Origin of the sequence: Burkholderia lata (assembly GCF_902499335.1) — a bacterium.
GTDB classification, from domain to species: domain Bacteria; phylum Pseudomonadota; class Gammaproteobacteria; order Burkholderiales; family Burkholderiaceae; genus Burkholderia; species Burkholderia lata_B.
The window spans coordinates 144283-169640 of sequence record NZ_CABVQK010000020.1; the positions used below are offsets into that span (position 1 = coordinate 144283).

Consider the following 25358-nt stretch of genomic DNA (forward strand, 5'->3'; position numbering starts at 1 on the left):
GCGCCGGCCACCCAGGGAGAAAACCGCAATATGCAGCAACATTCGTTCGCAATGTCCCTTCGTTCGACGCGGCGCTGGCTCGGCGCGGCGTTCGCCGGCGCATCGCTGATGCTCGCGGCGACGCACGCGTTCGCGGGCGGCACCGAGCAACTGAAGGCGTTCGTGTCGCAGGTGCGTTCGGCGAAGGGCGATTTCACGCAGCAGATCGTCAAGGCGCCGGCGAAAGGCGCGAGTGCCGTGCAGGCCGTACCGAAGCCCACCGACAATTCGAGCGGAACGTTCGTGTTCGCGCGCCCGGGCAAGTTCATCTGGACGTACCAGAAGCCGTACCAGCAGGTGCTGCAGGCCGACGGCGAGAAGCTTTATGTGTACGACCGCGACCTGAACCAGGTCACCGAGCGCAAGCTGAACGGCGCGCTGGGGGCGAGCCCGGCCGCGATCCTGTTCGGCAGCAACGATCTCGACAAGAACTACACGCTGCGCGATGCCGGCGAGAAGGGCGGCATCGAATGGCTCGAGATGCTGCCGAAGGCGCAGGACACGCAGTTCCAGCGGATCGGCATCGGCTTCAAGAACGGCACGCTCGCCGCGATGGAACTGCACGACGTGTTCGGCAACGTCACGCTGCTGACGTTTACGAACATCCAGACGAATCCGCCGCTGAAGGGCGATACGTTCAAGTTCGTCGTGCCGAAGGGCGCGGACGTGATTACCGGCTGACCGGCGCTCCGCGCCGCTGTTTCCCCTACGGGCCTGCCGGCGACGGCAGGCCCGTGTTGTTTTCAGGCGCGGGCACTGGGCGCGGGCACCAGGCGCGGCGGTGCTTTCGCGCGGCTGTCATAATGTCGGGTCCGGCGGCCGGTTCGGCCGCGACCGTTTGATGTGGAGCGAGGGTTCATGTCCGATCTGTTTCAAGTCGAGCCGCGCCGCCCGCTCGCCGAGGCGCTGCGGCCGAAGACGCTCGCCGAGGTGATCGGCCAGACGCATTTGCTGGGTGAAGGCAAGCCGCTGCGGCTCGCGTTCGAATCGGGCAAGCCGCATTCGATGATCCTGTGGGGGCCGCCCGGCGTCGGCAAGACGACGCTCGCGCGGCTCACCGCGCTCGCATTCGACTGCGAGTTCATCGCGCTGTCGGCGGTGCTCGGCGGCGTGAAGGACATCCGCGAGTCGATGGAGCAGGCGAAGGACACGCTGAACCGCACCGGCCGCCACACGATCCTGTTCGTCGACGAGATCCACCGCTTCAAAAAAGCTGTCAAGTCATATATAAATCAACAACTTAGAGTTGTCATTGTGCAGATATTTGGGCTTCCCCATTGTTCGGAGGTGGTGAAGCATGGCTGATTTGTTCGCACAAGAGCCTTCTGCACCACTGGCTGAAGCACTCCGTCCCAAGACCTTGGATGAGGTCATTGGGCAGTCTCACTTGCTGGGTGAAGGCAAGCCGCTGAGACTAGCATTCCAGTCAGGCAAGCCGCATTCCATGATCTTCTGGGGGCCTCCGGGTGTTGGTAAAACCACCTTGGCACGCCTCACAGCCAGTGCCTTCAAGTGCGAATTCATCGCCTTGTCTGCGGTTCTGTCTGGTGTCAAAGACATCAGAGAAGCAATGGAACAAGCAAGGCAGTATCTTGCTCAAGGCAAGAACACCATCTTGTTTGTAGACGAAATTCACAGGTTCAATAAGTCTCAACAAGATGCTCTGTTGCCTCATGTTGAATCAGGGTTGTTCACCTTCATCGGTGCCACTACTGAGAACCCTTCTTTTGAGGTTAACTCGGCTTTGTTGTCTCGTGCTCAGGTCTATGTCCTGAAGTCGCTGACCGATGAAGAGTTGAAGCTGCTGCTCAAAAGGGCTAAGGAAGAAAATGCCCTTGGTGATCTTGAGTTTGAAGACTTGGCTGTTGACACCATTGTTGGCTATGCGGACGGTGATGCCAGAAGGTTTTTGAACCTACTTGAACAATGCAAAACGGCTGCTGGTGCTGCTGGTGTTCAGAAGATTGATGCTGAATTTATCCAGAATGCTTTGTCGCTCAATGCAAGACGATTTGACAAAGGTGGCGATAATTTCTATGACCAGATCTCAGCCTTGCACAAGTCTGTTCGTGGCTCCCATCCTGATGCTGCCCTTTACTGGCTAACAAGAATGTTGGACGGTGGGGCAGATGCAAGATACCTGTCCAGAAGAATCGTTCGTATGGCTTGGGAAGACATTGGGCTTGCTGATCCAAGAGCCATGCAGATAGCCAACGATGCTGCTTTGACCTATGAGCGGCTGGGAAGTCCAGAAGGTGAGTTGGCACTTGGTCAAGCAGTTATCTATCTGGCGATAGCTGCCAAAAGCAATGCTGGTTATATGGCATACAACCAAGCTCGTGCATTCGTGAAGCAAGACAAGAGCCGTGAGGTTCCTGTTCACCTTCGCAATGCTCCAACAAAGCTTATGAAAGAACTAGGTTATGGGCATGAATACCGATATGCTCATGATGAACCCAATGCCTATGCTGCTGGTGAAACCTATCTTCCTGACGGTATAGAAGAACTTGGTTGGTATCAACCAGTTCCTAGAGGTCTTGAGATCAAGATTGGTGAAAAGCTTGCCCTGCTGAAGAAGTGGGATGAAGAGGCTGGCAAGAAGGAGTAAAAATCATATGAATTTAACTACTGACAAGCCAATCAAGCGGTTGATCTTTGGATTACATGAGAATGAATCAGATCTTGAAGTCATTGCTGTAGTCTTCAGTGATGAAAGCAATGAGAAGATTCCTTTGACGGTCGAAAATCTCTCATGGGCTGCTGGACTGGTGAAGAATCAAAATGTGAAGATCAATAGCCTGAACCGTTTGAACATGGCACATCAGAAGATTTGGGATGAACTTCTTCATTCAGATAGCAGCAGGAAATTTCTTGATAAGCTAGTTGATCAAGCCCAACAAGAAATTCAACAGAAAAAATAAAAGCACCTCCGGGTGCTTTTTTATTGTCTACTTGGGTTGGTTTTCAGCTTTATCCTGCTTATTTAGAAACCTCTTGATGGCACGTGGAAGTTCACCTTCAAGAATGGGATTGCCACCTATCCACCATTCCTTGGAGCCGTCAGATCTCTCAACAGCAGGCCCATCCTCACGGTGTAGAAATCCCCTTTGGTAATGCTTGGTTGTGGTGGATATGACTCTTGTGGAATTGTCAGCCACTGTGGTGCAAATAATCTGTTCTTGCACAACACCTGAAAAATCATCTGCTAGTTCTTTTTGTGTCTCCATGTTTTATCTCCTATTTATATTTTGTGAATTTTGATCTTCGGTGCCTCTGTTGCAGCGAACTTAGCTTCAAGCTTCTGATTGGTTGATAGTTTCATGATTTCATGATCAAGTTGCTTTTCATTCAGAATGTTGAGAATGTAAAGGTCAATGTATTGAAGAGCCTGCTGAACATTCTTCATCATGAAGCCAGGTGCTTGATTGAAGTAGTCGTAATTGGTGATGTCGCCAATCCAATGATTGACAGAAATCTTGCCAAGCTTCTGATTTCTTATGGCTATCTCTTTTGGAGACATTTCTGAATTAATTGGATTGATGGCAATGAATCCCTCTCGCACAAAATTCTTCAATGGCTCTTCTTGTGCATAGTAGTTATTAGACAAGGAGGCATAGTTCTCGCCAAAATATTACTTGGTGAGATAGTTGAACTTGAAATGCTCCTGCATAGTGTGGAAGCTAGAATTAGCCATATTTCTTTTCAAGTAGATGGCAAGTTCTTTCTTGAAGTATTTGTAGGCAGTTTTGTCAGCAAGACTCCAATCCCAATAGCCATCTTTCGTTTTCTTATGAAGGGCAATTTCATCCAAGGACAAATTTTTCAGAAAGAGCGATACCAAACGATTGGGTGAAATTTTGGTGGTTTGCTGAATGAGGGATAACTTGGCGATATTTTTCTTGATTAGCCTGTAGGTGTTATTTTTCTTCTTTATCATTAAATCCTCCTGTTGTCATACATCTATCAGGAGAATTTCTTTTGTCAAGTCAAATTCATATGAATTTAACTGACATAGCATAAGCACCTTCGGGTGTTTTTTATGGGCCTGCTTTATTTTTGTGAATGATCCATTCACGAAAATGAAGTAGGTGCTCCCAGCCGGGATCAGAGTTTCAACTTCTTGCCACTCATGCCATTGAATCGCTCTGCTTCTTTGAGCTTCCTAATTCTTTCGGCTGCTACTGCTGCACCGATCTGATTCTCAAGCTGCGTAGCTCTGGTTTTCAATGCGGCTGCTTTGGCTGGATTCCTTGCATTGGCAATCTGCTTCATGAGATCAGCCAGTTGAGAACGAAGACCACCAATAGAGCCATCTGAACTGCTGCCACCAGACGGCATAGAAGGGCTGTCGCTGGCCTGTGGCTGGTTCGTAGATGGTTGCTGCTGCTTGGTGCTGCTAGAAGGCTCTACAACAGGTTTAGAAGGCTGCTGAGGCTGTGCTGTAGGTTGAACCTGTGCAGATGCTTCCTTGACCTTCTGAGGCTGATGAATCTCATTGGTAGGTGCTGGCTGCTTAGGCGTTCCCTTGACAGTGGCTTTCTCACCATATAGGCGATTCTTGTTGCTTCTGCCAGTCATGGGCTGACTGATCAGCTTCTTGTTGAACTGCCTTCTTGAATCAGTCAGTCTTTTTAGGGTGTCACTGACCTTCGTGAAATCAGCATCATTGAGTTGCTTTCTGTAGTCAGCACCTTTGGTAAGAAATTCATTCTTCAATTTCTTGAAGTCTGCACCATATTCATAGACTGGCCCTTTTAGTCTGAATGCTTTCTCAGAACCATGAACCTTCAATGATATGAAATTGTCATTGACTCTGGTGATTTCACCAAAGTTCTCTAGGTAGTCGCAAAGCTGCTGCCTGTTAGTGATATTGCCTTGAAGGATTTGATAGCCAACATTATCACTAATGTTGTCCTTGTTTGGCTTGGTGGCTTTAATCTGCTTTGCAAGCTCAGAATCTGAATGAGGCAAAACCTTGGTTTCAAATTTTGAAGATGATGCTTTAAGTGGATCTCTCACAACCTGGTCATACCCAAGATTGTGGTTTATGACGGCATCAAAGGCATCCTTGAAATCTTCTTTTGCTTGACCGGGTGGAAAAGGGTTGATTCTTTTCCCTGTGGTTAGCTCAGTCAATGGAATGATGTAGTTGAGCTCAATGCGACCTTTGTCTTCGTGAATGTTCCAGAAGTCTGTGAAATTTACACCGTGCTCAAGACCCGCCATGAAGGTGGCACGGAATGATTTAACAACCTCCATGAGTTGTTTATCGGTAGGATGCTCATTGGGTTCAAATGCAAGAGTGCCAGAAACATACTTGTGTTTTCTGTCTATGCTTTCACAAGCTATGAGGCAATCAGCCTCACTACCAGCAAAAAATCTAGGCAAAGGCTTTCTCTCCACCCCTTTGTGATCATGGGTGCCTTTAAGATAATTGATGGCTTCTTGAACTGAATTAGTGCGATGCCCTTGAACTACATTGATCACTAAACCGCACCTTATTTGTTCTTCTTGGTGCAGAACTCTTCTTTGATTTCTTGAAGAACAAGCAAGCCAGATTTCAAATCGTCCACAAGTAATTTCATTTCCTGTGTAGTGAAATCTGATTTTGAATTTAACTGCTTGGCTATTTGATTGAAGTTTTTACCTTGCCTATTTAACTCTGCAAGCAACTTGCCAGCAAGAATTCTGTCCTGCTGTTTTTCTTCAAAGTAGAGATCAATCCTGTGTTCTTGACCGCCAAATAATTTATATCTGGCAAACTTTGCCATTGAATTGAAGTTGGTTTTTCTCCATGTATCCTTGAGACTGTCGTATTCAAGTGGAGATAAATTTATCTCAAGAACCTTTGTTCTTTTGAGTCTTGAATCATCATCAGAGCCAGCCTGACCAGGGTGTAATTTTGGAATTGCTGATGTGTTTTGAATGCTTGTCATTGGGATCTTCTCCTTCTTATTTTTGTGTTTTTTGTTAGGGGTCTGGGGGAACCCCAGCAAGAGACAAATCCACAAAAAGGAGAACCGTCAGGGTTCTCCTGGTGTGGTTTGTTTGTCTTGCTGTTTATATTCTTAATTTTAGCAAAGCAAAATTAGATGTCCACGATTAAGGCTGTAACTCGATAGCTGATAATTTCGGAATGGGCCTTGTTTTATCAATCCAGATTTGTAGGATTGGAGAAAACAGGAGGATCTTTATGAAAGGATGTGTGAAGAAAACTGCTTTCTTACGACAAGAAGATGTTCAATGGATTGATGATTTTTTGATCAATGCAGGGCAGTCCGATAATTTCGGAATGGTGGTTAGAAATGCAGTGAGTGAGTATGTGCAGAAGAAAAAACAGGCTCGTGCTGCTGCCTACTTCAAGTTCATTGGTGAAGAAAATTGCAAAGCTCTTGAGGCACATGCAATAAAGAATGGAACTGATTTGGAACAGGTGATCAAGGAAACATTGATCCAGAAATCAAAGTATGTTTCTAAGTTGAATGGTGGTGGTTCAAATGGAAATTGAATTTCACTATGACAAAAACACCGTGACCACTCAAGATGAATTACTGGTGTCAGTGGCAGACTTGAGGGATGTGATTCAAGCCTTCACCATTTCAAATGAGATCCAGAGGCTTCAGGAACTTCAGTTGATCCTTGAATCAATCGTGAGAAAGAACAAGCTGCCTTCTGGCTCTTTAGGTGTTGAGTGATCCACCTGCTAGGTTCTGCCGTGAGGACACAAACGAGTTGGTCCATTTTTCACTGACGTGCCACGGGTGTACAAGTGGTTTTCAATCAACCACTCTTGATGATCGTTTTCAACTTGCTAGAATTAATATATGGCTGGTTGCAAATTACAGCGATCAACTGAACAGCATTTTTGAGTGATATGGGCACAAGCAATGCAACCAAGCCGCTCACAATGAAGGCCCCTTCTCAGGAGTCTATTTTTGCCTTGCCTTTTGAAATCAGGCATATCTTCTCCACTATCTTGATGATGTGGAGTCTGTCTATCCTTTTGACTCCTTGCAGAAGAGTGGCTATCTGTTTTGCCTGGTCATCAGGCTTTGAACTAATACCAGTTAGAAGCTCTTCAAGCTGACATTCAAAGATTTCAGCAATCCGAATCAATCTCAAAATGTCAGGGGTAGCATCCCCCCGTTCGTAGTCGCCATACGACTTGGGTGTGATACCTAGACGGTCTGCAACCTCTTCTTGAGAGTAGCCAGTCTTCAATCTTTGCTTCTGCAAGCTCTTACCGATTACCTTCAATCGTTGCAGGTCTTTGGCTGACTTTGCCATGTGGGTGCTTTGATAGTTAAATTCATATGATTTTGACTGCCAGAAGGGCAGAGATCAACAAAAAGGCACCTCATGGGTGCCTTTGTTCTTGCGGCTGTTGAAGCTCAGTGTGCAGGAGCTTTCTTGACCAACTCACGAATCTGCTTCCTCTGGTGATTGGTGAAGGTCTTCATAATTGAATCGTAGCCAATCTCAATGGCTTCCTTCATGGACTTCTTCACAGCATCTTCATTCACCTGCTTCAAATCAAAGCCTTGCAAGTGCATTTGAGCCAAGGTATCAATCATTTGATAGACGAAGAGAAAGCTTTGAATCTTGTCTGTTTCAGTAGCTTCAGCAGCCTGAATCCTTTGAAGGGCTTTTTTAACGAGTGTGTCTTCGAGAGCTTCTTCAAGAGTAAAAACACCGTTTGGGATCGCAATAAGGTTAAGTTGATTCATGATGATTTCCTTTAAATTAAGTCATAGTTAGAACCCTCCTTTCCAAGTGAACCATTTCACTGGTAGGTGTTAAGTGGGAAGTCGCTGTAGTTATTGAATGGCTTTGCGTCGCCAATCAATAAAACGAACTTTACGCCCCTTGAAGAAAAAGGTACATGAGGCGACACGTGAGAACCTAACGTGCCACGTTAGACAATAAAAAGGCTCCTTGGTGGAGCCTAAGTTGTTTGATTCAGTATTTCTTTTCAAAATCCTTTGAGATGACCTGGTTGAACTTGTGGGGGTCATACCAATAGCAGCCAACACAAGTTTTTGACTTTTGATCGCCCTGCAAGAATGATTCACTATATCCAAGCAGCTTGGCATCAAACCTCAAACCTGTGTCTTTGCATCTATTGCAATGGGTGCGCTTTGCTCCATTAACGGCTTTTGAAAGTGGTTGAAAATCGGATGGCTGCTGCTTATCCATATCCCCAACAGCAGAATCATCATACATACCATCCTTGTGATCACACTCAATGTTTGAGTTGATGTGCAAAACTGCACAAGGGAGCTTTCTTATTTCTTTTCTAATGCTTTCTTTAATGCCTCTTTCCTTGATGTTCTTATTCCAGCCATCAAGCTTAACAGCCACAATCTTGTTTCCCTTCTTTACTCTGACTAAGTTGAATTCTTTCAATGGACCGTCATCTCTACACCAGCTTCCACCGTTACCCATGCGAAAGTCTTCATTCAACTTAATTAGCTCATCAACAGTGACTTCTCTTGAGAATCCATCTTCATTAGGTTGAGCTACTTCTAAAAACTGTTTTGCTAGTGAGGCATTTTTCTTATTTTTATCGCCTGCCATCTCATTCCTCTATTATTGTTATTTGTCTATCCCATTTTTCAAGCCTCTGTATGCTTTTTTGGTGGTAGGTTGGGTCAAGCTCACAACCCTTGAAATGTCGGTTTGTTTTGATTGCTGCTAATGCTGTTGTGCCGCTTCCTGAAAAACAATCTAGAACTGTGTCATTCTCATTTGAATGCTTTTCAATGAGGCTGGCAATCAAATCAACTGGCTTCTGTGTTGGGTGGAATCTTTCTTTGTCGTGATAGATAGGGTAACTATAAATGCCATTGTCATACTCGCTCTTGAAGGTAGGTTTTGATCCTTTGACTCCAACTACTGCAATTTCTCTAGCACCAGTTAGGTAGTTGATCTTGCTGTTCAATGGGACAGGATTGGTCTTAACCCATTCAATAAAGCGAATCTGTTTGAACTTCACTTCCTCCATTATGTTTTTTAGAGGTGTGATTTTCCAAAGATCGTAGAAGCATATGAAGGTGCCGCCCTTCTTTAATACTCGGTAAGCCTGCTCTAAAACATCCTCTAGACCAGAAAAATCCTTGTCCCATTCACCAAAGTCCATTGAGACAGCAAATCTGTCAATGCCACCACCTTTGGAAAAACCTGTCTCCTTGGAAATCTCGTATGGCGGATCAATCAAGACAAGATCAATGCTGTCATCAGGAAGATTTTTTAGATATTCAAAGCAGGATTGATTTTTAAGCTCAATGATGGTTTGTTTTTTTTAATGCCTTCTGCTTTTTCTGTGGTGGGAAGTTGATGATATTGCTGGCAATTACTTGAAGATTGGTTGCTATCTCCTTTGTTTTTCTGACTGTGCTCATAGATTCCTTTTATTTTTCTTATGCTTCAATTATAAAAAATTAAAAGGAAAGTCAAACCCCATTCGGATATCTAATTGAAATGAAAAAAGCACCCGGTTGGGTGCTTTGAATTGGTGATTAATTTTCGCCGCTGCCAAAATTAATTCTTAATGTTGATTCTGTTGATAATTCCTCTTTTCTGACTAAGCCATCATCATATTTGCTTAGATGATGATTAATTCATCCTTGTATTAAGATGACCTAGTTTTTGCGTTTTTCTAAAGAAAAACGGCAAAGCCTTATCCCTTGCTGACTAGAAAAATCTCAATAAATTTGAGTTCTAGTGCAATTCTGCCTTTGCCGTGTCTTCATTCAATTGAAAACGGCCCATGAGGTTGTTAGTAACCTTTCCGAATCTTGGTTTCTTTCTACCAATCTAACGGTAGGGTGCAGGGTATCCAAGACCTTCCTTTTACAGAAGTAAGCCTAAACCTATAGTGCTCGCACCTCCCAACATCTGGCTTGTGGTAGGTCGGTATAAGTGACCTACCATCAGCAGCTTGAAAGAAGCTCTCCTATCCTTGGATAGAAGCATTTGTGCTATTGGGCTCGTTCATTTGGCTAATTGTGGCAACCTTTCACCTGTTGCCTTTCGGTCTTACCTTATGCCGCATCGCTGTAAATTTGCCAAACTACTTCAATCAATGAGCCATGCTCTTTTCGTCACACAAATGACTGACTGAATACTTCCAGACTTTTGAGACTGCTTGTTGTGTGGGCCACATGGTTCCTCCTGGTTGCTAATTAATTCCCTATCACTCAAGTTCTGCTTTTTCATTCGTCGCTATACAACCAAGAACAAGCATTCTCAAAATTCTGTCTTCTTCATAGATTGACCGATGCTGAGTCATGGGTCTTACGATTACTCTGATTGCCCAAGGACATATAACACTTCAACCTATCTTTCAGGGCAAAAAAATGCCCTTGATTTTCACCAAGGGCAATTAAATAGAAGTTGAATGTTGACAAATGGCTATTAATTTAATACTATTAAATTGCTTTGGTAGAACATCTATATTTGAATTTCTGTAAATGTCAAGTGGTGTTCTGTTAGAAACCGGGTGGTGCCGAATCTAACGAAAAGAAAAAAGGCTAGTCTCAATGACTAGCCTTCTTCTTTTTTGTTGTCTAGATGGCAATTGAAGCAAGTTCTTCCAGATCTATGCGGGTGTCTGTCTCCTTGATATCATTGCGTAACATCTTGGAGGGCATACATGGCGAAGGCACGGTTCCTACTGCAAGCAGTGACTGAGGAAGATCACTCAACTATCATCAAAGAGGCCCTTGGAAAGGACCTGGACAAGCTACTGATCAGTGTTGCCTTTGCGAAGAGTCAAGGTGCTGCTGTCATCAAGGCCGCACTAGAAAAGAACAAGGGGAAGTGTGCTGTCTTCGTGGGCATCCGAAACGACATCACTTCCTATCAGGCCCTGGAAGTGATTTTGGAGACTGGTGCGAACCTCTATGTGGTTGATACAGGGTCACGCACTACCATCTTTCATCCCAAGATATACCTCGCCAAATTCAAAAAATCAGCAACAGCAATCATAGGTAGTGCCAATCTGACTTTTGGCGGCCTACACAACAATATTGAAGCTAGTTCTATCCTTGATCTTGATTTGAGCACTGCTGACGACAAGAGTTTTGTTGATCAGACTGAGGCAATATTTAATCACCTTGCCGCTGCTCATCCTGAGCATGTTCTAAATATCAAGAGCAAGAAGGATATTAGAGAAATCTTTGAGAGTGGTAGAGTTGTTGATGAAACTGTCGTAATAAAGCAGAAGAGCTCCAGGCCATCAAAGGGAAAAGGTGATACTACTCCTTTGATGAAGCTATTCAAGAAGTTTCCACTTCCAGTCACCAAAAAGAAGGCGGGTAAAGAATTTATTGACGAAATCATCGTCAAAGAAGATGGAAAAGAAGAAGTTACCCGCCGCCCTAGCATTGCGAAACCAAACACCCAAGATTACTACTTGGTCTGGCAGAGCAACGAATTGAAAGAACGGGATTTGAATATTCCCAAGGGCACAAACACCAATCCTACTGGATCTATGCTCTGGAAAAAGGGAGCAATGGAAGGCATAGATCAGCGGCATTACTTCCGTGATGAAGTTTTCACTGATGTGGGTTGGGTAGTTGATGCCAAATTGCCTCATTATGAAAGATCTCAAATCAAAGCTCATATATTTACCAAAGGTGAGTATAGAGGAACTTTTGATTTGAAAATATCACACAACACAGACACAACTTCAAAGTCATATCAGCAGAACAATGCTATGACCAATGTTAGTTGGGGTGATGCAAAGAGTCTGATTGCACAAAACGATCTGTTGGGGCGGATTATGACCTTGCATAGAAAAGACTCCACCCCACCAGAGTTCATGATTGAGATTGATTAATCACTGATTCGTTGTCGCCTATTCTTCAAACGCTTCCAAGCATTCAATAGAATAGCCTGCTGCTCAGTGGTAACTCCAAGCGCCCCCAAGACAATTCTTGATTGTTGTTCAAGAATTTCAGGGGCACTTTCTTTTTTATAGATACCGTTCAAAGCTTCCAAATCAAATTTGGTGAGCTTCTTGGGGTAGGCAATAGCTAGTTCTTCAATCTCAGAAGGAACAAGCTCAAGAACTCCGCCTCCATAGTGACGGCCTTCAAGTTCTGCACTCAAAGCAGTAAGTGCCGTTAAAAAGCAGAAGACAAGCTTGTCAGCGGCAATGTTTTCCTTAGCTGTAATCCGATATGCTGTGTCGGTCGTGTAGGCTTCAACAGTATTGAGAATTAGCTTTGGAATATCATGACTGCGTTTGAGCATGCCAATCCTCGTTGAATACACAGAAGGAACCGTATACCAAGGCTTTCTGATCCTGCACTTATAACGAGTATGCAGCTTCTCAGACTCGCCAAGAGCAATGTATTCCTTCACCTTCTTGGGAAGCTTGCTCAATTCATCTTTGATAAGAATGAAGTTGGTAGGGTTGCCTTTTTCAGCATTCTCTTGATGCTGCTTCTCATCATAGATAAGACCGGGACAATGCTCGCTTCGTCCAAACATTGGATGAGCGAACTTTGCCAATCCATATTCATGAACTACTTCATTGGGGACTAAGAAGAATTTGTTTGCACCGGTGACGATACCAACGTCCACTTTCGCAATATCATGGAATTTATGAACTTCATCAAGTTTCAATAGCGACTTGTAGAGTGTTCTTTCTTCACTGGTCAAGAGGGCTTGTGTCCATTTGCCTTCAACAGTTTCGCCATTGATGCGTGGTGTGTTCTCAAAAGTCTTCTCTGGATCTTCTTTAAGAAAATCCTTGCCAGCTACTTTATAGATACCAAGTCCATAAGAATGATCTTTGATTTCTTGCTTCTTTTCTGCAAAAAGAATGATGGCACCTTGAAGTGTGCCTTCAAACCAAATTTCTTCTGGATCAATGATAAGTAGCTTGCTGCATTGTTCACCGAGGTAAGTTCTAAGTGATTGTGCATGCATGACGTGAATGATTTCAGCAGGCAAAATCATTCCAAGCCTACCACCAGGCTTCAAAGTCTTGATTGCTGCAATGACAAATGGAACCCAAGCATTAGTATGCTTGGTGAATTTCAAGTGCTCGCTCTTGAAAATGATCTCAGATTTTTCTTGAGATTCCGCAGGTAGATATTGGTAGCGAATAAATGGTGGATTTCCCACCACTGCATCATACTCAGTCTTTCCTGTCGTCATGAGCTTGATTGCATGATCTAAAAAGTCAGCACACTTGATTGTGCTTTCTATTTTTAACTGCGAAGCTCGTTTTTTTGCCTTCTTGGCTTCATCATCAAATAACTCAAAGCCGTGAAAGTGTAGATTTCCAGTATTGCCAACATTGTGGAAAGCTTTGACAAAAATCCCATCGCCACAGCTTGGTTCTAAGACATGCTGGGGAGATTTTTTTGAAATCCATTTGGCAATGAAAGTGGCTAGATCTTCTGGAGTGTAGTAGCCACCACGAAGCTTTTGTTCAGATTCATTTTCAATGAAGTTCATTTCTTATTATTCTTCATAGTGAAAATTTCTGGGTGATTGTTCTTCATGTGTTCTTCTACGGTTTTTATAAACCAATCTTTCAAAGTGATTTGCTCTAGGGCTAGGCAAGCATAAAATTTTTTCTTTAGCTCAGGCTCTATCTCTAGCACTATTCGCCCTGACTCTCCGATAGCCATTATGTGCCTTATGTGATGTTACATAGATCACATCATCTTAACTGCCAAGCAGTTCTGCGTCAATAAAAAAGCACCCGAAGGTGCTCTTTTTTGGGGGCATTGCCTGCCTGTCTAGACTCGGTATTTTTCAATGTCTTCACCGGCTGCTTGAGCTTCAACCACCCACTTGGGCTTCCTACCTTGCTTGACTCCTGACCAAGTGAGATCACCGTTGCGATACATGACAACAGCCTCCTTGCTACCTGTGGTCTTCTTGGCAGGTTTGGAGGAAGAAGAAAAGCCAAGCTGTGCAGCAGTCAACCCATACTTGGCGATCTTGGCCTTCATGTCAGTCAAGACAGCTTCAATCTCAGATTGCTTGATGGCTTCAGCTTGTTCAGTGAGCTTCTTGATTTGCTCTTGAAGTTCATCATACGTAGGGGTTGCAGTTGCCATTGGCTTGATCCTCTTGGTGGAAGTTTGTTCGCACATCTTAACTTAGTTCCTGTCGCCATAATAGGCATTAGTCATGGCAGAAGAACTATGCCCTGCAAGCAGCATAATTTCTTCTTCATTCAATGATTGGCCTGACCTGAGTTTTGCAAAGACTTCTGCAAGACGATCAGGCATGTTTTGAATGGTTTGTTCAACAGTCTGTGGTGACACTCCCATTTCTTTGGCAATCTGGAAGTTGTTAGACCTCTTCTGGCGAATGAGCTTGGTCAGTGCAGTCCTGCGGGTATCATGGAAGTGAAGCCTTGTGTCAGGGTCATCATAAAGACCAAGAGCCTTCAAGGCATCCACCCAGTATTGCCTGAAATTCCAGTGAGTCAATTTGAAGATAGGGCCTTTGGCAAGTCTGTTGGTCTTGAGCCATTCACGAAACTCTTCATCTTCTGGAATCATGATGTCCCTTGGCTTTCCATTCTTTGTTTTGGGAATGTGGATAGACCAAAGATTAAGATTCACGTTTTCCCACTGAGCACCAAGCACTTCACTCTTTCGTGCTCCTGACTCAAGACAGGTGACAAACAGATAGTAAGGTTCTTGATTGGCTTTGAGCTTCAACCATTCTGCAATCTGAACAGCTTCATCTTCAGAGAGAACCCGTTTCCTTCCAAGATATGCTTTAGGCTTTTCACCCTTGGGCAACATCTTCACTGGGTTCATGAGCCCATTGGGGAATTGTTCAGGATAGAGCTTGTAGACCTTCTCAAAAGCTGAACTGATAGTTGAGATTTCACGAAGGATAGTGTTGTTCTTGATACCTGTGCTTTTCCTTGATTCCATGTAGGCGATCAAGAGCCAGAAGTCCACGGTGTCAATCTTGAATTGTCCAAAATCAATGTGGTCTTTATTGAATGTCCTGCCAAGCATTGCATCAACAATCGTGCTGTGATAACGATAGTTGTCAATCTTGGGGCCAAGTTGTTTAAGATAGATTGGAATTTGGGGAATAGCACGAAGACAACGATTGCTGTTGGTCTTCAGTGAAGTAGGGGAATGCTTGCTCATGTATTGCTCAAAGTAGTCCTTGAGCAGCCTTCTCATGTCAGGCATTTCAAGTTGATACTTTTGATCAAAAATGAGATTCTGAGGAACACCAGTATTGATACGGTGAAGCTCTTGCTCTTCCCATGACCTAGCTACAGCTTCATCATCAAAGAGCTTGGAGAGGTTTTCGCCTCCTTTGCGGATCTGGACACGCCACCTGGTGACGCTGACCTTGCGACCAGTCTCCTTGTTCAGAACCTTGTACTTGATTGGGTAGACCGACACTGTGACCCCTTCCTATGCTGACCTGCACAAGCCACTCTGAGCCTTGGCTTGCACAATCAATTTTGTTGGTGCAAAAAATTGTGCATGAAAAGCGGTGTTTTGTGCAAAAAACCGTGAGTCATGCACTCCAACCTATTGATTTACAACAGGTGCATAGGATCGTATCTGGCTTCAACAAGGGGCAGCAGGACGCGTTGCTGCCGTTCGTCGAGTCGGGGCTCGTGACCTTCATCGGCGCGACGACCGAGAACCCGAGCTTCGAGGTCAATTCGGCCTTGCTGTCGCGGGCTCAGGTGTACGTGCTGAAGTCGCTGGACGACGACGAGATGCGCCAGTTGCTGAAGCGCGCGCAGGAAATCGCGCTCGACGGCCTGTCGTTCGACGACAAGGCGATCGATACGCTGGTCGGCTATGCGGACGGCGACGCGCGGCGCTTCCTGAACCTGCTCGAGCAGGCGCAGACGGCGGCCACGTCGGCCGGCACCGCGACGATCGACGCCGAATTCGTCAGCAGCGCGATGACGCTGAACGCACGGCGCTTCGACAAGGGCGGCGACAACTTCTACGACCAGATCTCGGCATTGCACAAGTCGGTGCGCGGTTCGAGCCCGGACGGCGCACTGTACTGGTTCTGCCGGATGATCGACGGCGGCGCGGATCCGAAGTATCTCGCGCGGCGGATCGTGCGGATGGCGTGGGAAGACATCGGCCTCGCCGATCCGCGCGCGCTGCAGATGGCGAACGACGCGGCCGAAACCTACGAGCGGCTCGGCTCGCCGGAAGGCGAGCTCGCGCTCGGGCAGGCGGTGATCTATCTCGCGTGCGCGGCGAAGAGCAACGCGGGCTACAACGCGTTCAACCAGGCGATGGCGTTCGTGAAGCAGGACAAGTCGCGCGAGGTGCCCGTGCATCTGCGCAACGCGCCGACCAAGCTGATGAAGGAACTCGGCTACGGTCACGCTTACCGTTACGCGCACGACGAGCCGAATGCGTATGCGGCCGGCGAGACGTACCTGCCGGACGGGATGCGCGAACCGCGCTGGTACAAGCCGGTGCCGCGCGGGCTCGAATCGAAGATCGCCGACAAGCTCGCGTGGCTGCGCGAACTCGACCGCGAGGCCGGCAAGAAGGACTGACGGAGCAACGTCCGGCGCGGTCCGCGCCGGTGCCGTCGCGAAGGCATCAGCGCTTGCGGGCCGCCGGCTGCTTCTTCCAGTAGCTGAATGGCTCCTGATGGCATTCGATGTCGAGTTCGGCGACGCGCGCGTTCAGGCTCTGCTGCGCATCGGCGATCGCGAGGTTGTAGATCGCGGGCGCGATCTCCTCGACGAAGAAGTGCAGCAGCGCGCCGGCCTGGATATTGCCGATCGGCTCGTCCATGTTTTCTGTGAAATAGCGTTGCAGCGACGCGATCGCGCGGTCGCGTACATCCTTGTCCAGTTCGATGGCCATCGGGTTCCTTGAGTAGCTGTGACGTGTGGCGGGTGTCTCGTTCGATGCGCTGCCACGGGCGCGCACGGGCGTTTCGCGATCCGCGGCGGTGCGATGCCGCGCGATTCTCGGGTGCCGGCGGGCGGACCGGCAACGCGATACTGCCATGGCCGTCGCACCACGGTCATCGCCCGTTTGCAGCATTGTCCGTCCGGCCAGTGCCGTGGCGGCCGCGCGGTGCGTTAGAATTCCCGTCTTACACAACGATTCTCCAAGTCCTCCCATGCTCGACATCCAGTTGCTGCGCAAAGACCTCGACGGCGTCGCCCAGCGCCTCGCCGATCGCGGCTACACCCTCGACATCGCCGCGTTCTCCGCCCTCGAAGCGGAACGCCGCGCGATCCAGACCCGCACCGAAGAGCTCCAGGCGCGCCGCAACAGCCTGTCGAAGCAGATCGGCGCGATGAAGGGGAAGGGCGAGGACACGTCGGCCGTGATGGCCGAGGTCGGCGGGATCGGCGACGAAATGAAGGCGGGAGAAGCCAAGCTCGGCGAGATCCAGGCGCGCCTGTCCGACCTGATGCTGGGCATGCCGAACGTCGCGCATGAAAGCGTGCCGGTCGGCAAGGACGAAGCCGACAACGTCGAGGTGCGCCGCTGGGGCACGCCGCGCCAGTTCGATTTCGAGGTGAAGGATCACGTCGACGTCGGCACGCCGCTGGGCCTCGATTTCGAGACCGGCGCGAAGCTCGCCGGCGCGCGCTTCACGATGCTGCGCGGCTCGATCGCGCGCCTGCACCGCGCGCTCGCGCAGTTCATGATCGACACGCACACGCAGCAGCACGGCTACACCGAGACGTACACGCCGTACATCGTGAACCCCGAGATCCTGTATGGCACGGGCCAGCTGCCGAAGTTCGCGGACGACATGTTCCGCGTCGAGAAGGGCGGTGAGGAGAACAAGGTCACGCAATACCTGATCTCCACGTCGGAAATCTCGCTGACGAACACCGTGCGCGAATCGATCGTCGACGCGTCCGCGCTGCCGATCAAGCTGACCGCGCATTCCCCGTGCTTCCGCTCGGAAGCCGGTTCGTACGGTCGCGACACGCGCGGGATGATCCGCCAGCACCAGTTCGACAAGGTCGAGATGGTGCAGGTCGTCGCGCCGGACGCGTCGTACGCGGCGCTCGACGAGATGGTCGGCCATGCGGAAGCGATCCTGCAGAAGCTCGGCCTCCCGTACCGCGTGATTACGCTGTGCACGGGCGACATGGGCTTCTCGGCCGCGAAGACGTTCGACCTCGAGGTGTGGCTGCCTGCGCAGAACACCTATCGCGAGATCTCGAGCTGCTCGAACACCGAGGCGTTCCAGGCGCGCCGGATGCAGGCGCGTTTCCGCAACGCGCAGGGCAAGCCGGAACTCGTGCATACGCTGAACGGTTCGGGTCTCGCCGTCGGCCGCACGCTCGTCGCGGTGCTGGAGAACTACCAGAACGCGGACGGCTCGGTCACGGTGCCGGAAGTGCTGCGTCCGTACATGGGCGGCATCGAGCGTATCGACGCACCCGTGCAGGCGTCGTAAGATCCTGCTCCCGCAAGTTCTTGAAGCTCTCGTAAAAATATTTGCAAAAAGGGCTTGTGGGTTTCGAAGAGATCGTTCTATAATCTTTTCTTTCGCGGAAACGACCAACCGCGAAATGCAGTAAAGCAGCAAGGAAGGAGAGGTGGCAGAGTGGTCGAATGTACCTGACTCGAAATCAGGCGTACGGTTTCCCCGTACCGTGGGTTCGAATCCCACCCTCTCCGCCAAAATACGAAGCCCCTTGATCCGGAAGGATCAAGGGGTTTTTCGTTTTGGGCTCGCGGTGCGTGCGTCGTGTTGCAGCCGTAACAGCTCGACCGTCGGCATATCGGATCGTGCCGATGCGATGGCGCCCACCGCGTGCATGATCGTGCCGCGTCCTCGATACAGCCGCGCTGAATGGCAAACTGCGCGTCGGTCGTGCTGAATGCCGTGATGATCGTGTCGACACCGACCCGGGGCACGACCTGTCCGACGTGATCGCGAGGATCGTATTCGGCGTGCTGTCGAGCGTCGTTGTGCGCCGCTGGATGGCGGGGTAGTGCCGTGCCGCGAATCGCCTGCAGGCGCACGGAGCAGGCTTTGAGAACCTGCCCTGACACATCGCACCACCTTGCCGGTTGGGCTGGGTGATGATCCAGTTGTCAGGCGTGTTCGCCGAGTTCGAGTGGGAAATGGTCCGCTGGCGGACGGCGATGCAGTCTTCGAAGGCGCGTTGTGTCCTTTATACAGGCCACGAAGCGTTGAGTCCGAAGACGAGCGCCGCGCGCAATCGCGTCGACCAACACACCTGACCGGTGCTCTCTGCGTAAAGGCCATTTGCAGAGGGGGAGGGGGAATGCCACTCAGCTTGCGCTCCCCGTCCCCGGAGATTCGCGCTGCCAGCAGGCCGCGCTGAACCGCGCGACAAGCGTCACGACTTTGTATCAAAGCCGTCGTTCCAGGTTGCTCCGGGAGCAGTCGGACACACCTGACGCTAGTCGCTTGGCCCATCACCCTGAACACGATGATTGGCGCGGCCCTTCCGCTGGATTATTTCTCGACCGGATTTACTTCCGCGCGCTCCTCGGTCAGAGACGGAAGCGGCGCGGTGATGGGGTGAATGCGCTGGCCATTGTCAACGACACTGTCCATTGAGACGAAGGTAATGGTGCTGCCTGGAACGACGTAGAACGGTGCCTCGCTACCGCCTTGTTTCAGGAACATCACGTAGCCGCGCTCATCGGTGCGCGACCAGGTGGCGGAGTCCCCCGTCGCGCCGGGGAGAACGGCGAAGGTGCCTGGATTTCCGCCGTTGCTGCTCCAGATGTTGATTGCCACGGACAGCGTATTGGGCGATTTGTTTACGATAATAATCTTGCCAGCAGCCATGATTTCACCTTTTTCTGTTTGGATTGATTGAATTGCAATTAAAAGATGCGAGTAGCATTTTGCAATAATTGGATTGTCCGCTGATTTTATGCGCATCGATTGGGCAGTTGAATTCTATATTGAATAAATTAAGTATGATTTACTTTTTGTCTATCAATTATTTATTGTGGTTGATTTGCATTGAGGTTATGGCATTCGATGTGCTGTAATGATTTACATTTTTGGTGTAATAATTTTGATTGAATAATCGGTAGCGTCGATTGTGAAGAGACATGCTTTGTCGATTAAACAGGGAGTCGGATTTTCGTGATCCGCAGGACGGGCACGATGTCCGGCCTCGAACTCGACATACCGGCTGGACGAAGTGACCATCTGGAAGCGGCTGCGTACGTTATGCGCCGCGACCGCCCCTGTGGTGCGCTCGCGCCAGGGCACGCGCGACGCATCCAACCTGATCGTGCCGAGCGGCTCGACTACTCGCGTTCGCTTTTCGCCGCTTTCTTCAGCTTTAAGCCCGCGCTTCCGGCGCCGTTAACACGGGGCGGTGGCCGGCGCCCGTGCCGGACCGCATCGTTTCCCGTCGATTCAAGGTCCCATGAAGCTGAGCTACAAGATTCCCCTCGCATTCGCCGTCGCGCTGCTGCTGATGTTCTGTGGCGCGCTGTACGGTATCCACATACTCAATCGGTCGATCGATACGTTCGCCGAAGACGTGCAGACGAACGTCGGCGACGAACGGCTCGTGTCGGCCACGCTCGTGCAGTTCAAGCTGCAGGTGCAGGAATGGAAGGACACGCTGTTGCGTGGCAAGCAACCCGCGAAGCTCGACCAGTACTGGCAGGCGTTCCAGACGCGCGAGCGGACGGTCGATACGCTCGCCGCGCAGCTCGTGCATCAGTTGCCGCCCGGCGAGAGCCGCTCGCTCGTCGAGCAGTTCATGCGCGCGCACACGGCGATGGGCGAGGGTTACCGGCGCGGGTTCGACGCGTTCAAGGCTGCCGGCTTCGAGCCGTCGGCCGGCGATGCCGCCGTGGCGGGCGTCGATCGCGAACCCGCGGCGCTGCTGGAGCGGGCCGCGAAGTCGATCGCCGACGAGAGTGCCGCCGTGTCGGCGCAGGCGAGCCGCGACGCGCAGCATGCAACCACCGCGAGCCTCGTGCTGATGCTGGTCGTGCTCGGCGTCGCGATGGTCGGCGCGTTCCTGTTCAGCCGCGCGATCCTGCGTCCGCTCGACCGCGCGGTGGCATGCGCGCAGGCCGTCGCCGAAGGGGACCTGACGCGCGACGTCGATGCGGCCGGCCGCGACGAGATCGCCGATCTGCTGCGCGCGTTGCAGACCATGCAGACGAGCCTGTCGGGCGTGGTGCTAGAAGTGCGCACGCACGCCGAAGCCGTCGCGACGGCGAGCGCACAGATCGCGTCGGGCAATCACGACCTGTCGGCGCGTACCGAGGCGCAGGCCGCGTCGCTCGAGGAGACGGCCGCCAGCATGACCGAACTCACGGGCATCGTCCGCCAGTCGGCCGAGCACGCACAGCACGCGGCGCAACTGGCGCACGACGCGTCGAACATCGCGGCGGCAGGCGGCGGCGTGATGACGGATGCCGTCGGCACGATGAACGGCATCGCCGACAGCTCGGCGAAGGTCGGCGAGATCATCGCGGTGATCGATGGCATCGCGTTCCAGACCAACATCCTCGCGCTGAACGCGGCGGTCGAGGCGGCGCGCGCGGGCGAGCAGGGGCGCGGCTTCGCCGTCGTCGCAGCGGAAGTGCGTACGCTCGCGCAGCGCAGCGCCGCCGCCGCGAAGGAGATCAAGGGGCTCATCGAGCAGTCGACGAAGCGGGTCGACGAGGGCGCCGTGCTGATCGGCCGAGCGGGCGAATCGATTCACGAGATCGTCGGCGCGGTGCAGCGCGTCACGACGATCGTCGGCGAGATCTCGTCCGCGTCGCAGGAGCAGAGCGGCGGCATCCAGCAGGTGAACATCGCGGTGACGCAGATGGACGAAGCGACGCAGCGCAACGCGGCGCTCGTCGAGCAGGCCTCGGCCGCGACGCAGGCGCTGGCCGAGCAGGCGAGCGCGCTGCGGCATGCGGTGGCCGTGTTCAGGCTGCCGGAAATGGCGTGACGGCTGTGCCGTCGCGCCGGACTTCAACGTAACCGGGGGCGGCGGCGGCGCCGGCGAGCACCGGCCCGTCCCCCGAGATCAAGCCGCGGCCGGATATTGCGCGAGCACCCGGGCGCGGATAGACGGCTTGATATTCGATTGCGCCATGTTGCCGCCGTAGTGCGCGACGACGCGCGGATTCATCACGCGATACCAGAGCGGCGGCACGTACGCGAACAGGATCATCGTCGCGTAGCCGGCCGGCAGTTGCGGCGCATCGTCGAAGTGGCGCAGCGCCTGGTACGAGCGCGTCGGATTCGCGTGATGGTCGGCGTGCCGCTGCAACTGGTACAGGAACAGGTTGGTGACGACGTGATTGCTGTTCCACGAGTGCTGCGGCGTGCAGCGTTCGTAGCGGCCGCTCGGCAGCTTGCGGCGGCCGAGCCCGTAGTGCTCGACGTAGTTCACGACTTCGAGCAGCGACGCGCCGTAGACGGCCTGGATCACGAGGAACGGGATCACGACCTTGCCGGCCATCGCGATCGCGATGCCCCACACGACGACGGTCATCGCCCACGCGTGCAGCACCTCGTTGCGCCAGGTCCACGGCGAATGCCCGAGCCGTTCGAGGCGCGCCTTCTCGAGCCGCCACGCCGAGCGGATGCTGCCGGTCACGGTGCGCGGCAGGAACGCCCAGAACGATTCGCCGTAGCGCGCGCTCGCCGGATCCTCGGCCGTCGCGACACGCACGTGGTGGCCGCGGTTGTGCTCGACGTAGAAGTGCCCGTATGCGACCGGCGCGAGCGTGATCTTCGCGAGCCAGCGCTCGAAGCGGTCGGTTTTATGCCCGAGTTCGTGCGCGGTATTGATCGAGATGCCCGTCGCGGCGCCGAGCGACAGCGCGAAGCCGACGTAGTCGTACCATGCGAGCGCATGCGTGCCGACGATCCATACGCACACGAAGAACGCGACGTATTCGACGAAGGTCGCGAGATAGACGATCAACCGGTAGTAGCGCTCCCGTTCGAGGTGCGGCACGACGTCCTCGGGCGGGTTGTCGCGATCGTCGCCAATCAGCGTGTCGAGGATCGGGATCACGCCGAACGCGAACAGCGGGCCGAACCACCAGAACACGTGCAGGCCCGTCGACAGCGCGAGCTGGGCGGCGAGGATCGGCAGCGTGATCGTCAGCGCGCCGAGCAGCCACAGGTAACGCTTGCCATCCGACCAGCCCGAAGCCGATCCGTCGGTCATTGCCATTGTCTCCCTCCTGCCGGCCGGCCCGAGGGCGGCCGCCTGTACGGTTGTTCGAATTCTCGTTGGCCCGCGACGCACGCGCGGTTGCGCCGGATCGTCACCCGGTTCTGCCTGTTATACGACCCATGCGCCCGCTTGCCAAACTCCGGCACTAGGCGCGCGGCTCCAAACGGAGGGGCGCGTGCGGCGCAGGCAGGGAAGGGCCCGTGCAAGCTGATTGAAACATGCACGGAACGCGGGATCGGCCTGCCCGCGTGCCGGGTTTGTCAGACGGAAGGCACGACGTGATGCGTGCGGACATCGGTGCCGCAGGCTCGCAACAAATGTTGCGTCGCAATATGCGAAGGGCGGCGGGTACCAGTGACGCACACTTTCGGGGTTACCAATATTACGGATCATTACGGCTTCCGCGATGAAATGTGCAGGCTCGGACGGGCGTCTGCCTGATGTCGCAAGGCGACTGGCGTCATGCGTCGAACGAAGCCGCCGCGGCCGTCGTTCGACAGCACGCATCGACGCGGCGATGCTGCACCTGCACACTGGCTGGCCGCATGGCCGCCGGCGGTGGCTGCCGCCTTTCGATTCGCGCCGCCATTTGAAAATAACGATTTGACTCATGCCCCGCTTTCGGTTGAAGCTAATAGCTTGCTGTCTGAAGGGGGCTGTGCCTGCATGAGTTCGACCTTGACCGTTCGTCGTATCGTTGCCGACCAGGGCGGCGTGTATCGCGAACTCCGCGCCGCATCGCTGCGCGAGCCCTACGCACCCGGCGAAGCGCCGGAGGCCGAATTGCTGAACGTCGAAACGGACGCAGCGTCGGCGATTGCCGCGCAGCGCGCCGTGTCCGACGAGTCGACGACTTTCCTGCTGTATACCGAAGGCCATCCGGCCGGCATGATCGGCGCGTATTTCGACAATACGCCCGATCGGCGCGCGTTCGTCAGCGAGCTGTGGGTTGCGCACGCGGTGCGTCATCTGCGCGGCGGCGTGCTGCTGCTGGAGACGGCCACCGCCTGGCTCGCCGAGCGCGGCGCCCAGGACGTCTACGCATGGATTGCCGATGCGAACCGCAACGCGATCCGCTTCTACGAGCGTGCGGGTTTCGGCAATACCGGCGAACACGCGCCGATCGCGCGGATGCCCGGCGCGATGAAATCGCTGTACGTGTCGCAGATGAAGCACTGACGTGATGTCAGAACGCGGGCCGCACGGCGCGATGAAGATCCGGTCGCCCGCTTGCCTGCCCGCCCGCCGGTTGCGCACCCTCCCGGGCCGCCGCCACCCGGTTCCCCAAAAATAATGGCCGCACGCGTGGACGCCTGTAAAATACGCAAAAAATTTTTGCAGAGTGTCCATGTCGCTTAAAAAATCGCCATTCTTCGAGCTGCGCAGCGGATCGGTCGATACGTTGCTGTTCACCGTGAAGACGACCGATCTCGATGCGTTGCGTACCGAACTGGTCAAGCGCTTCGAAGCGACCCCCGAGTTTTTCGCCGACGATGTCGTCGCGATCGACGTCCGCCGCCTGGCTGACGGCGAACGCGTCGCGCTGGCGGACATCCGCCAGATGCTGAACGACGTGCGGATGCGCCCGGTGGGCGTCGTCGCGCTGGCAACGCAGGGCTGGGCGGGGGAAGCCGGCCTGCCGTTGCTCGAGGCGCGCGATCGCCGCGCGCCGGCCGCGAAGCACGCCGACGAAGCGGAAACGGCGCCGGCGCCCGTCGCCGAAGCCGCCGCCGCTCCGGCAGCCGAACCGGCGCAGGAACCCGCGCCGACGTTGTTGCAGGCGGGGGGGCAGACGCTCGTGATCGACCGGCCGTTGCGTTCGGGGCAGCAGATTTACGCGAAAGGAGACCTCGTGGTGCTCGCGCCGGTCAGTCACGGCGCGGAGATCATCGCGGAAGGCAATATCCACATCTACGCGCCGTTGCGCGGCCGCGCACTCGCGGGCGTGCACGGCAATCACGACGCGCGCATTTTCTGCACGTGTCTCGAGCCGGAACTGATTTCGATCGCGGGTATCTATCGAACAACCGAGAACCCGTTGCCCGCCGAAGTACTGGGCAAATCGGTGCAGATCCGGCTCGAAGAGGAAAAACTGATGATCGAACCGCTGCGCCTGACGTAATACACGCGGTGCGCTCCGGATCGATCGGCT

The 25358-nt window shown here is 52.3% G+C and carries 26 protein-coding genes, 1 tRNA gene and 1 pseudogene; 13 read left to right on the forward strand and 15 right to left on the reverse strand.

Going from position 1 to position 25358, the window contains the following annotated elements; genetic code table 11:
* The first annotated feature begins 30 nt into the window (after positions 1–30).
* The 4 genes from lolA to BCO18175_RS36650 all read left to right on the forward strand — a co-directional run bounded on the left by lolA (position 31) and on the right by BCO18175_RS36650 (position 2960).
* Positions 31–720, forward strand: coding sequence for an outer membrane lipoprotein chaperone LolA (gene lolA / locus BCO18175_RS36635; protein WP_174988362.1), 690 nt, complete (start codon positions 31–33; stop codon positions 718–720).
* Between the two features lie 177 nt (positions 721–897).
* Positions 898–1344: an AAA family ATPase gene (locus BCO18175_RS36640; protein WP_174988365.1), complete on the forward strand. Its 447-nt coding sequence runs from the start codon at positions 898–900 to the stop codon at positions 1342–1344.
* Positions 1337–2647: a replication-associated recombination protein A gene (locus tag BCO18175_RS36645; protein ID WP_174988368.1), complete on the forward strand. Its 1311-nt coding sequence runs from the start codon at positions 1337–1339 to the stop codon at positions 2645–2647. Before BCO18175_RS36640 ends, BCO18175_RS36645 begins: the two co-directional genes overlap by 8 nt.
* Positions 2622–2960 carry a hypothetical protein gene (locus BCO18175_RS36650; protein ID WP_174988371.1) on the forward strand — a complete coding sequence of 113 codons (339 nt, stop codon included), beginning with the start codon at positions 2622–2624 and terminating at the stop codon, positions 2958–2960. The genes BCO18175_RS36645 and BCO18175_RS36650 overlap by 26 nt, the downstream gene beginning before the upstream one ends.
* A gap of 27 nt (positions 2961–2987) precedes the next feature.
* Here the strand turns inward: BCO18175_RS36650 and BCO18175_RS36655 are convergent, their stop codons facing one another.
* The 5 genes from BCO18175_RS36655 to BCO18175_RS36675 all read right to left on the reverse strand — a co-directional run bounded on the left by BCO18175_RS36655 (position 2988) and on the right by BCO18175_RS36675 (position 5975).
* The gene (locus BCO18175_RS36655; protein WP_174988374.1) at positions 2988–3266 is read right to left on the reverse strand and encodes a hypothetical protein; all 279 of its coding nucleotides are present in this window, start codon (positions 3264–3266) and stop codon (positions 2988–2990) included.
* A gap of 14 nt (positions 3267–3280) precedes the next feature.
* Positions 3281–3646: a hypothetical protein gene (locus BCO18175_RS36660; RefSeq protein ID WP_174988377.1), complete on the reverse strand. Its 366-nt coding sequence runs from the start codon at positions 3644–3646 to the stop codon at positions 3281–3283.
* 24 nt (positions 3647–3670) lie between these two features.
* A complete protein-coding gene (locus BCO18175_RS36665) occupies positions 3671–3976 on the reverse strand; it encodes a hypothetical protein (RefSeq protein ID WP_174988379.1) in 306 nt (101 codons plus the stop codon).
* A gap of 167 nt (positions 3977–4143) precedes the next feature.
* Positions 4144–5526, reverse strand: a complete 1383-nt coding sequence (locus BCO18175_RS36670) for a relaxase/mobilization nuclease domain-containing protein (RefSeq protein ID WP_174988398.1) — start codon at positions 5524–5526, stop codon at positions 4144–4146.
* Between the two features lie 11 nt (positions 5527–5537).
* Entirely contained in the window at positions 5538–5975 is a 438-nt protein-coding gene (locus BCO18175_RS36675; protein ID WP_174988402.1) for a hypothetical protein, read from the reverse strand.
* Between the two features lie 269 nt (positions 5976–6244).
* On the opposite strand from BCO18175_RS36675, the gene BCO18175_RS36680 reads away from it, so the two are divergent.
* A complete protein-coding gene (locus tag BCO18175_RS36680) occupies positions 6245–6547 on the forward strand; it encodes a hypothetical protein (RefSeq protein ID WP_174988405.1) in 303 nt (100 codons plus the stop codon).
* Entirely contained in the window at positions 6537–6734 is a 198-nt protein-coding gene (locus tag BCO18175_RS36685; protein WP_174988408.1) for a hypothetical protein, read from the forward strand. Before BCO18175_RS36680 ends, BCO18175_RS36685 begins: the two co-directional genes overlap by 11 nt.
* Positions 6735–6960: 226 nt before the next feature.
* Here the strand turns inward: BCO18175_RS36685 and BCO18175_RS36690 are convergent, their stop codons facing one another.
* The 4 genes from BCO18175_RS36690 to BCO18175_RS36705 form a co-directional block, all read right to left on the reverse strand.
* Positions 6961–7326 (reverse strand): helix-turn-helix domain-containing protein, encoded by a 366-nt coding sequence (locus BCO18175_RS36690; protein ID WP_174988411.1) that lies wholly within the window; start codon positions 7324–7326, stop codon positions 6961–6963.
* A gap of 104 nt (positions 7327–7430) precedes the next feature.
* Positions 7431–7766 (reverse strand): hypothetical protein, encoded by a 336-nt coding sequence (locus BCO18175_RS36695; protein ID WP_174988414.1) that lies wholly within the window; start codon positions 7764–7766, stop codon positions 7431–7433.
* A 232-nt stretch (positions 7767–7998) separates the two neighbouring features.
* The gene (locus BCO18175_RS36700; RefSeq protein WP_174988417.1) at positions 7999–8616 is read right to left on the reverse strand and encodes a hypothetical protein; all 618 of its coding nucleotides are present in this window, start codon (positions 8614–8616) and stop codon (positions 7999–8001) included.
* 1 nt (position 8617) lies between these two features.
* A complete protein-coding gene (locus tag BCO18175_RS36705; protein ID WP_217483941.1) occupies positions 8618–9256 on the reverse strand; it encodes a DNA-methyltransferase in 639 nt (212 codons plus the stop codon).
* A 1437-nt stretch (positions 9257–10693) separates the two neighbouring features.
* On the opposite strand from BCO18175_RS36705, the gene BCO18175_RS36710 reads away from it, so the two are divergent.
* Complete coding sequence (locus tag BCO18175_RS36710) at positions 10694–11881, forward strand: phospholipase D-like domain-containing protein (RefSeq protein WP_174988420.1); 1188 nt, start codon at positions 10694–10696, stop codon at positions 11879–11881.
* On the opposite strand, the gene BCO18175_RS36715 is transcribed toward BCO18175_RS36710, so the two are convergent.
* The 3 genes from BCO18175_RS36715 to BCO18175_RS36725 all read right to left on the reverse strand — a co-directional run bounded on the left by BCO18175_RS36715 (position 11878) and on the right by BCO18175_RS36725 (position 15446).
* Positions 11878–13512, reverse strand: coding sequence for an N-6 DNA methylase (locus BCO18175_RS36715; RefSeq protein ID WP_174988423.1), 1635 nt, complete (start codon positions 13510–13512; stop codon positions 11878–11880). The genes BCO18175_RS36710 and BCO18175_RS36715 overlap by 4 nt on opposite strands.
* Positions 13513–13799: 287 nt before the next feature.
* Positions 13800–14123, reverse strand: coding sequence for an H-NS histone family protein (locus BCO18175_RS36720; protein WP_174988426.1), 324 nt, complete (start codon positions 14121–14123; stop codon positions 13800–13802).
* Between the two features lie 42 nt (positions 14124–14165).
* Complete coding sequence (locus tag BCO18175_RS36725) at positions 14166–15446, reverse strand: tyrosine-type recombinase/integrase (protein WP_174988428.1); 1281 nt, start codon at positions 15444–15446, stop codon at positions 14166–14168.
* A 170-nt stretch (positions 15447–15616) separates the two neighbouring features.
* Between BCO18175_RS36725 and BCO18175_RS36730 the strand changes: the two are divergent.
* Positions 15617–16582 (forward strand): annotated as a pseudogene (locus BCO18175_RS36730) (replication-associated recombination protein A); the annotation flags it as partial.
* A 46-nt stretch (positions 16583–16628) separates the two neighbouring features.
* Here BCO18175_RS36730 and BCO18175_RS36735 read toward each other — a convergent pair.
* Entirely contained in the window at positions 16629–16898 is a 270-nt protein-coding gene (locus BCO18175_RS36735) for a DUF2164 domain-containing protein (RefSeq protein WP_174968519.1), read from the reverse strand.
* Positions 16899–17160: 262 nt separating this feature from the next.
* On the opposite strand from BCO18175_RS36735, the gene serS reads away from it, so the two are divergent.
* Together serS and BCO18175_RS36745 are read left to right on the forward strand one after the other, a co-directional pair.
* Positions 17161–18462 (forward strand): serine--tRNA ligase, encoded by a 1302-nt coding sequence (gene serS, locus BCO18175_RS36740; RefSeq protein ID WP_174988431.1) that lies wholly within the window; start codon positions 17161–17163, stop codon positions 18460–18462.
* Positions 18463–18598: 136 nt separating this feature from the next.
* Positions 18599–18689: transfer RNA gene (locus BCO18175_RS36745), tRNA-Ser, on the forward strand.
* Positions 18690–19494: 805 nt separating this feature from the next.
* Here the strand turns inward: BCO18175_RS36745 and BCO18175_RS36750 are convergent.
* Positions 19495–19833: a hypothetical protein gene (locus BCO18175_RS36750; RefSeq protein ID WP_174988434.1), complete on the reverse strand. Its 339-nt coding sequence runs from the start codon at positions 19831–19833 to the stop codon at positions 19495–19497.
* A 595-nt stretch (positions 19834–20428) separates the two neighbouring features.
* On the opposite strand from BCO18175_RS36750, the gene BCO18175_RS36755 reads away from it, so the two are divergent.
* On the forward strand, positions 20429–21964 hold the full coding sequence (locus BCO18175_RS36755; RefSeq protein WP_174988437.1) for a methyl-accepting chemotaxis protein: 1536 nt from the start codon (positions 20429–20431) through the stop codon (positions 21962–21964).
* A gap of 78 nt (positions 21965–22042) precedes the next feature.
* Here BCO18175_RS36755 and BCO18175_RS36760 read toward each other — a convergent pair whose 3' ends face one another.
* Positions 22043–23203 carry an alkane 1-monooxygenase gene (locus BCO18175_RS36760; RefSeq protein WP_174988440.1) on the reverse strand — a complete coding sequence of 387 codons (1161 nt, stop codon included), beginning with the start codon at positions 23201–23203 and terminating at the stop codon, positions 22043–22045.
* A gap of 465 nt (positions 23204–23668) precedes the next feature.
* Between BCO18175_RS36760 and BCO18175_RS36765 the strand changes: the two genes are divergently transcribed.
* Positions 23669–24385, forward strand: coding sequence for a GNAT family N-acetyltransferase (locus tag BCO18175_RS36765; RefSeq protein ID WP_254608228.1), 717 nt, complete (start codon positions 23669–23671; stop codon positions 24383–24385).
* Between the two features lie 169 nt (positions 24386–24554).
* Complete coding sequence (gene minC, locus BCO18175_RS36770) at positions 24555–25328, forward strand: septum site-determining protein MinC (protein ID WP_174988443.1); 774 nt, start codon at positions 24555–24557, stop codon at positions 25326–25328.
* Positions 25329–25358 lie beyond the last annotated feature (30 nt).

Bases quoted from the DNA above. Each gene is read 5' to 3' on its own strand.
- lolA (WP_174988362.1), top strand. From the start codon at position 31: ATGCAGCAACATTCGTTCGCAATGTCCCTTCGTTCGACGCGGCGCTGG.
- BCO18175_RS36640 (WP_174988365.1), top strand. From the start codon at position 898: ATGTCCGATCTGTTTCAAGTCGAGCCGCGCCGCCCGCTCGCCGAGGCG.
- BCO18175_RS36645 (WP_174988368.1), top strand. From the start codon at position 1,337: ATGGCTGATTTGTTCGCACAAGAGCCTTCTGCACCACTGGCTGAAGCA.
- BCO18175_RS36650 (WP_174988371.1), top strand. From the start codon at position 2,622: ATGAAGAGGCTGGCAAGAAGGAGTAAAAATCATATGAATTTAACTACT.
- BCO18175_RS36655 (WP_174988374.1), bottom strand. From the start codon at position 3,266: ATGGAGACACAAAAAGAACTAGCAGATGATTTTTCAGGTGTTGTGCAA.
- BCO18175_RS36665 (WP_174988379.1), bottom strand. From the start codon at position 3,976: ATGATAAAGAAGAAAAATAACACCTACAGGCTAATCAAGAAAAATATC.
- BCO18175_RS36675 (WP_174988402.1), bottom strand. From the start codon at position 5,975: ATGACAAGCATTCAAAACACATCAGCAATTCCAAAATTACACCCTGGT.
- BCO18175_RS36685 (WP_174988408.1), top strand. From the start codon at position 6,537: ATGGAAATTGAATTTCACTATGACAAAAACACCGTGACCACTCAAGAT.
- BCO18175_RS36690 (WP_174988411.1), bottom strand. From the start codon at position 7,326: ATGGCAAAGTCAGCCAAAGACCTGCAACGATTGAAGGTAATCGGTAAG.
- BCO18175_RS36695 (WP_174988414.1), bottom strand. From the start codon at position 7,766: ATGAATCAACTTAACCTTATTGCGATCCCAAACGGTGTTTTTACTCTT.
- BCO18175_RS36700 (WP_174988417.1), bottom strand. From the start codon at position 8,616: ATGGCAGGCGATAAAAATAAGAAAAATGCCTCACTAGCAAAACAGTTT.
- BCO18175_RS36710 (WP_174988420.1), top strand. From the start codon at position 10,694: ATGGCGAAGGCACGGTTCCTACTGCAAGCAGTGACTGAGGAAGATCAC.
- BCO18175_RS36715 (WP_174988423.1), bottom strand. From the start codon at position 13,512: ATGAACTTCATTGAAAATGAATCTGAACAAAAGCTTCGTGGTGGCTAC.
- BCO18175_RS36720 (WP_174988426.1), bottom strand. From the start codon at position 14,123: ATGGCAACTGCAACCCCTACGTATGATGAACTTCAAGAGCAAATCAAG.
- BCO18175_RS36735 (WP_174968519.1), bottom strand. From the start codon at position 16,898: ATGGCCATCGAACTGGACAAGGATGTACGCGACCGCGCGATCGCGTCG.
- serS (WP_174988431.1), top strand. From the start codon at position 17,161: ATGCTCGACATCCAGTTGCTGCGCAAAGACCTCGACGGCGTCGCCCAG.
- BCO18175_RS36750 (WP_174988434.1), bottom strand. From the start codon at position 19,833: ATGGCTGCTGGCAAGATTATTATCGTAAACAAATCGCCCAATACGCTG.
- BCO18175_RS36755 (WP_174988437.1), top strand. From the start codon at position 20,429: ATGAAGCTGAGCTACAAGATTCCCCTCGCATTCGCCGTCGCGCTGCTG.
- BCO18175_RS36760 (WP_174988440.1), bottom strand. From the start codon at position 23,203: ATGGCAATGACCGACGGATCGGCTTCGGGCTGGTCGGATGGCAAGCGT.
- BCO18175_RS36765 (WP_254608228.1), top strand. From the start codon at position 23,669: ATGCGTCGAACGAAGCCGCCGCGGCCGTCGTTCGACAGCACGCATCGA.
- minC (WP_174988443.1), top strand. From the start codon at position 24,555: ATGTCGCTTAAAAAATCGCCATTCTTCGAGCTGCGCAGCGGATCGGTC.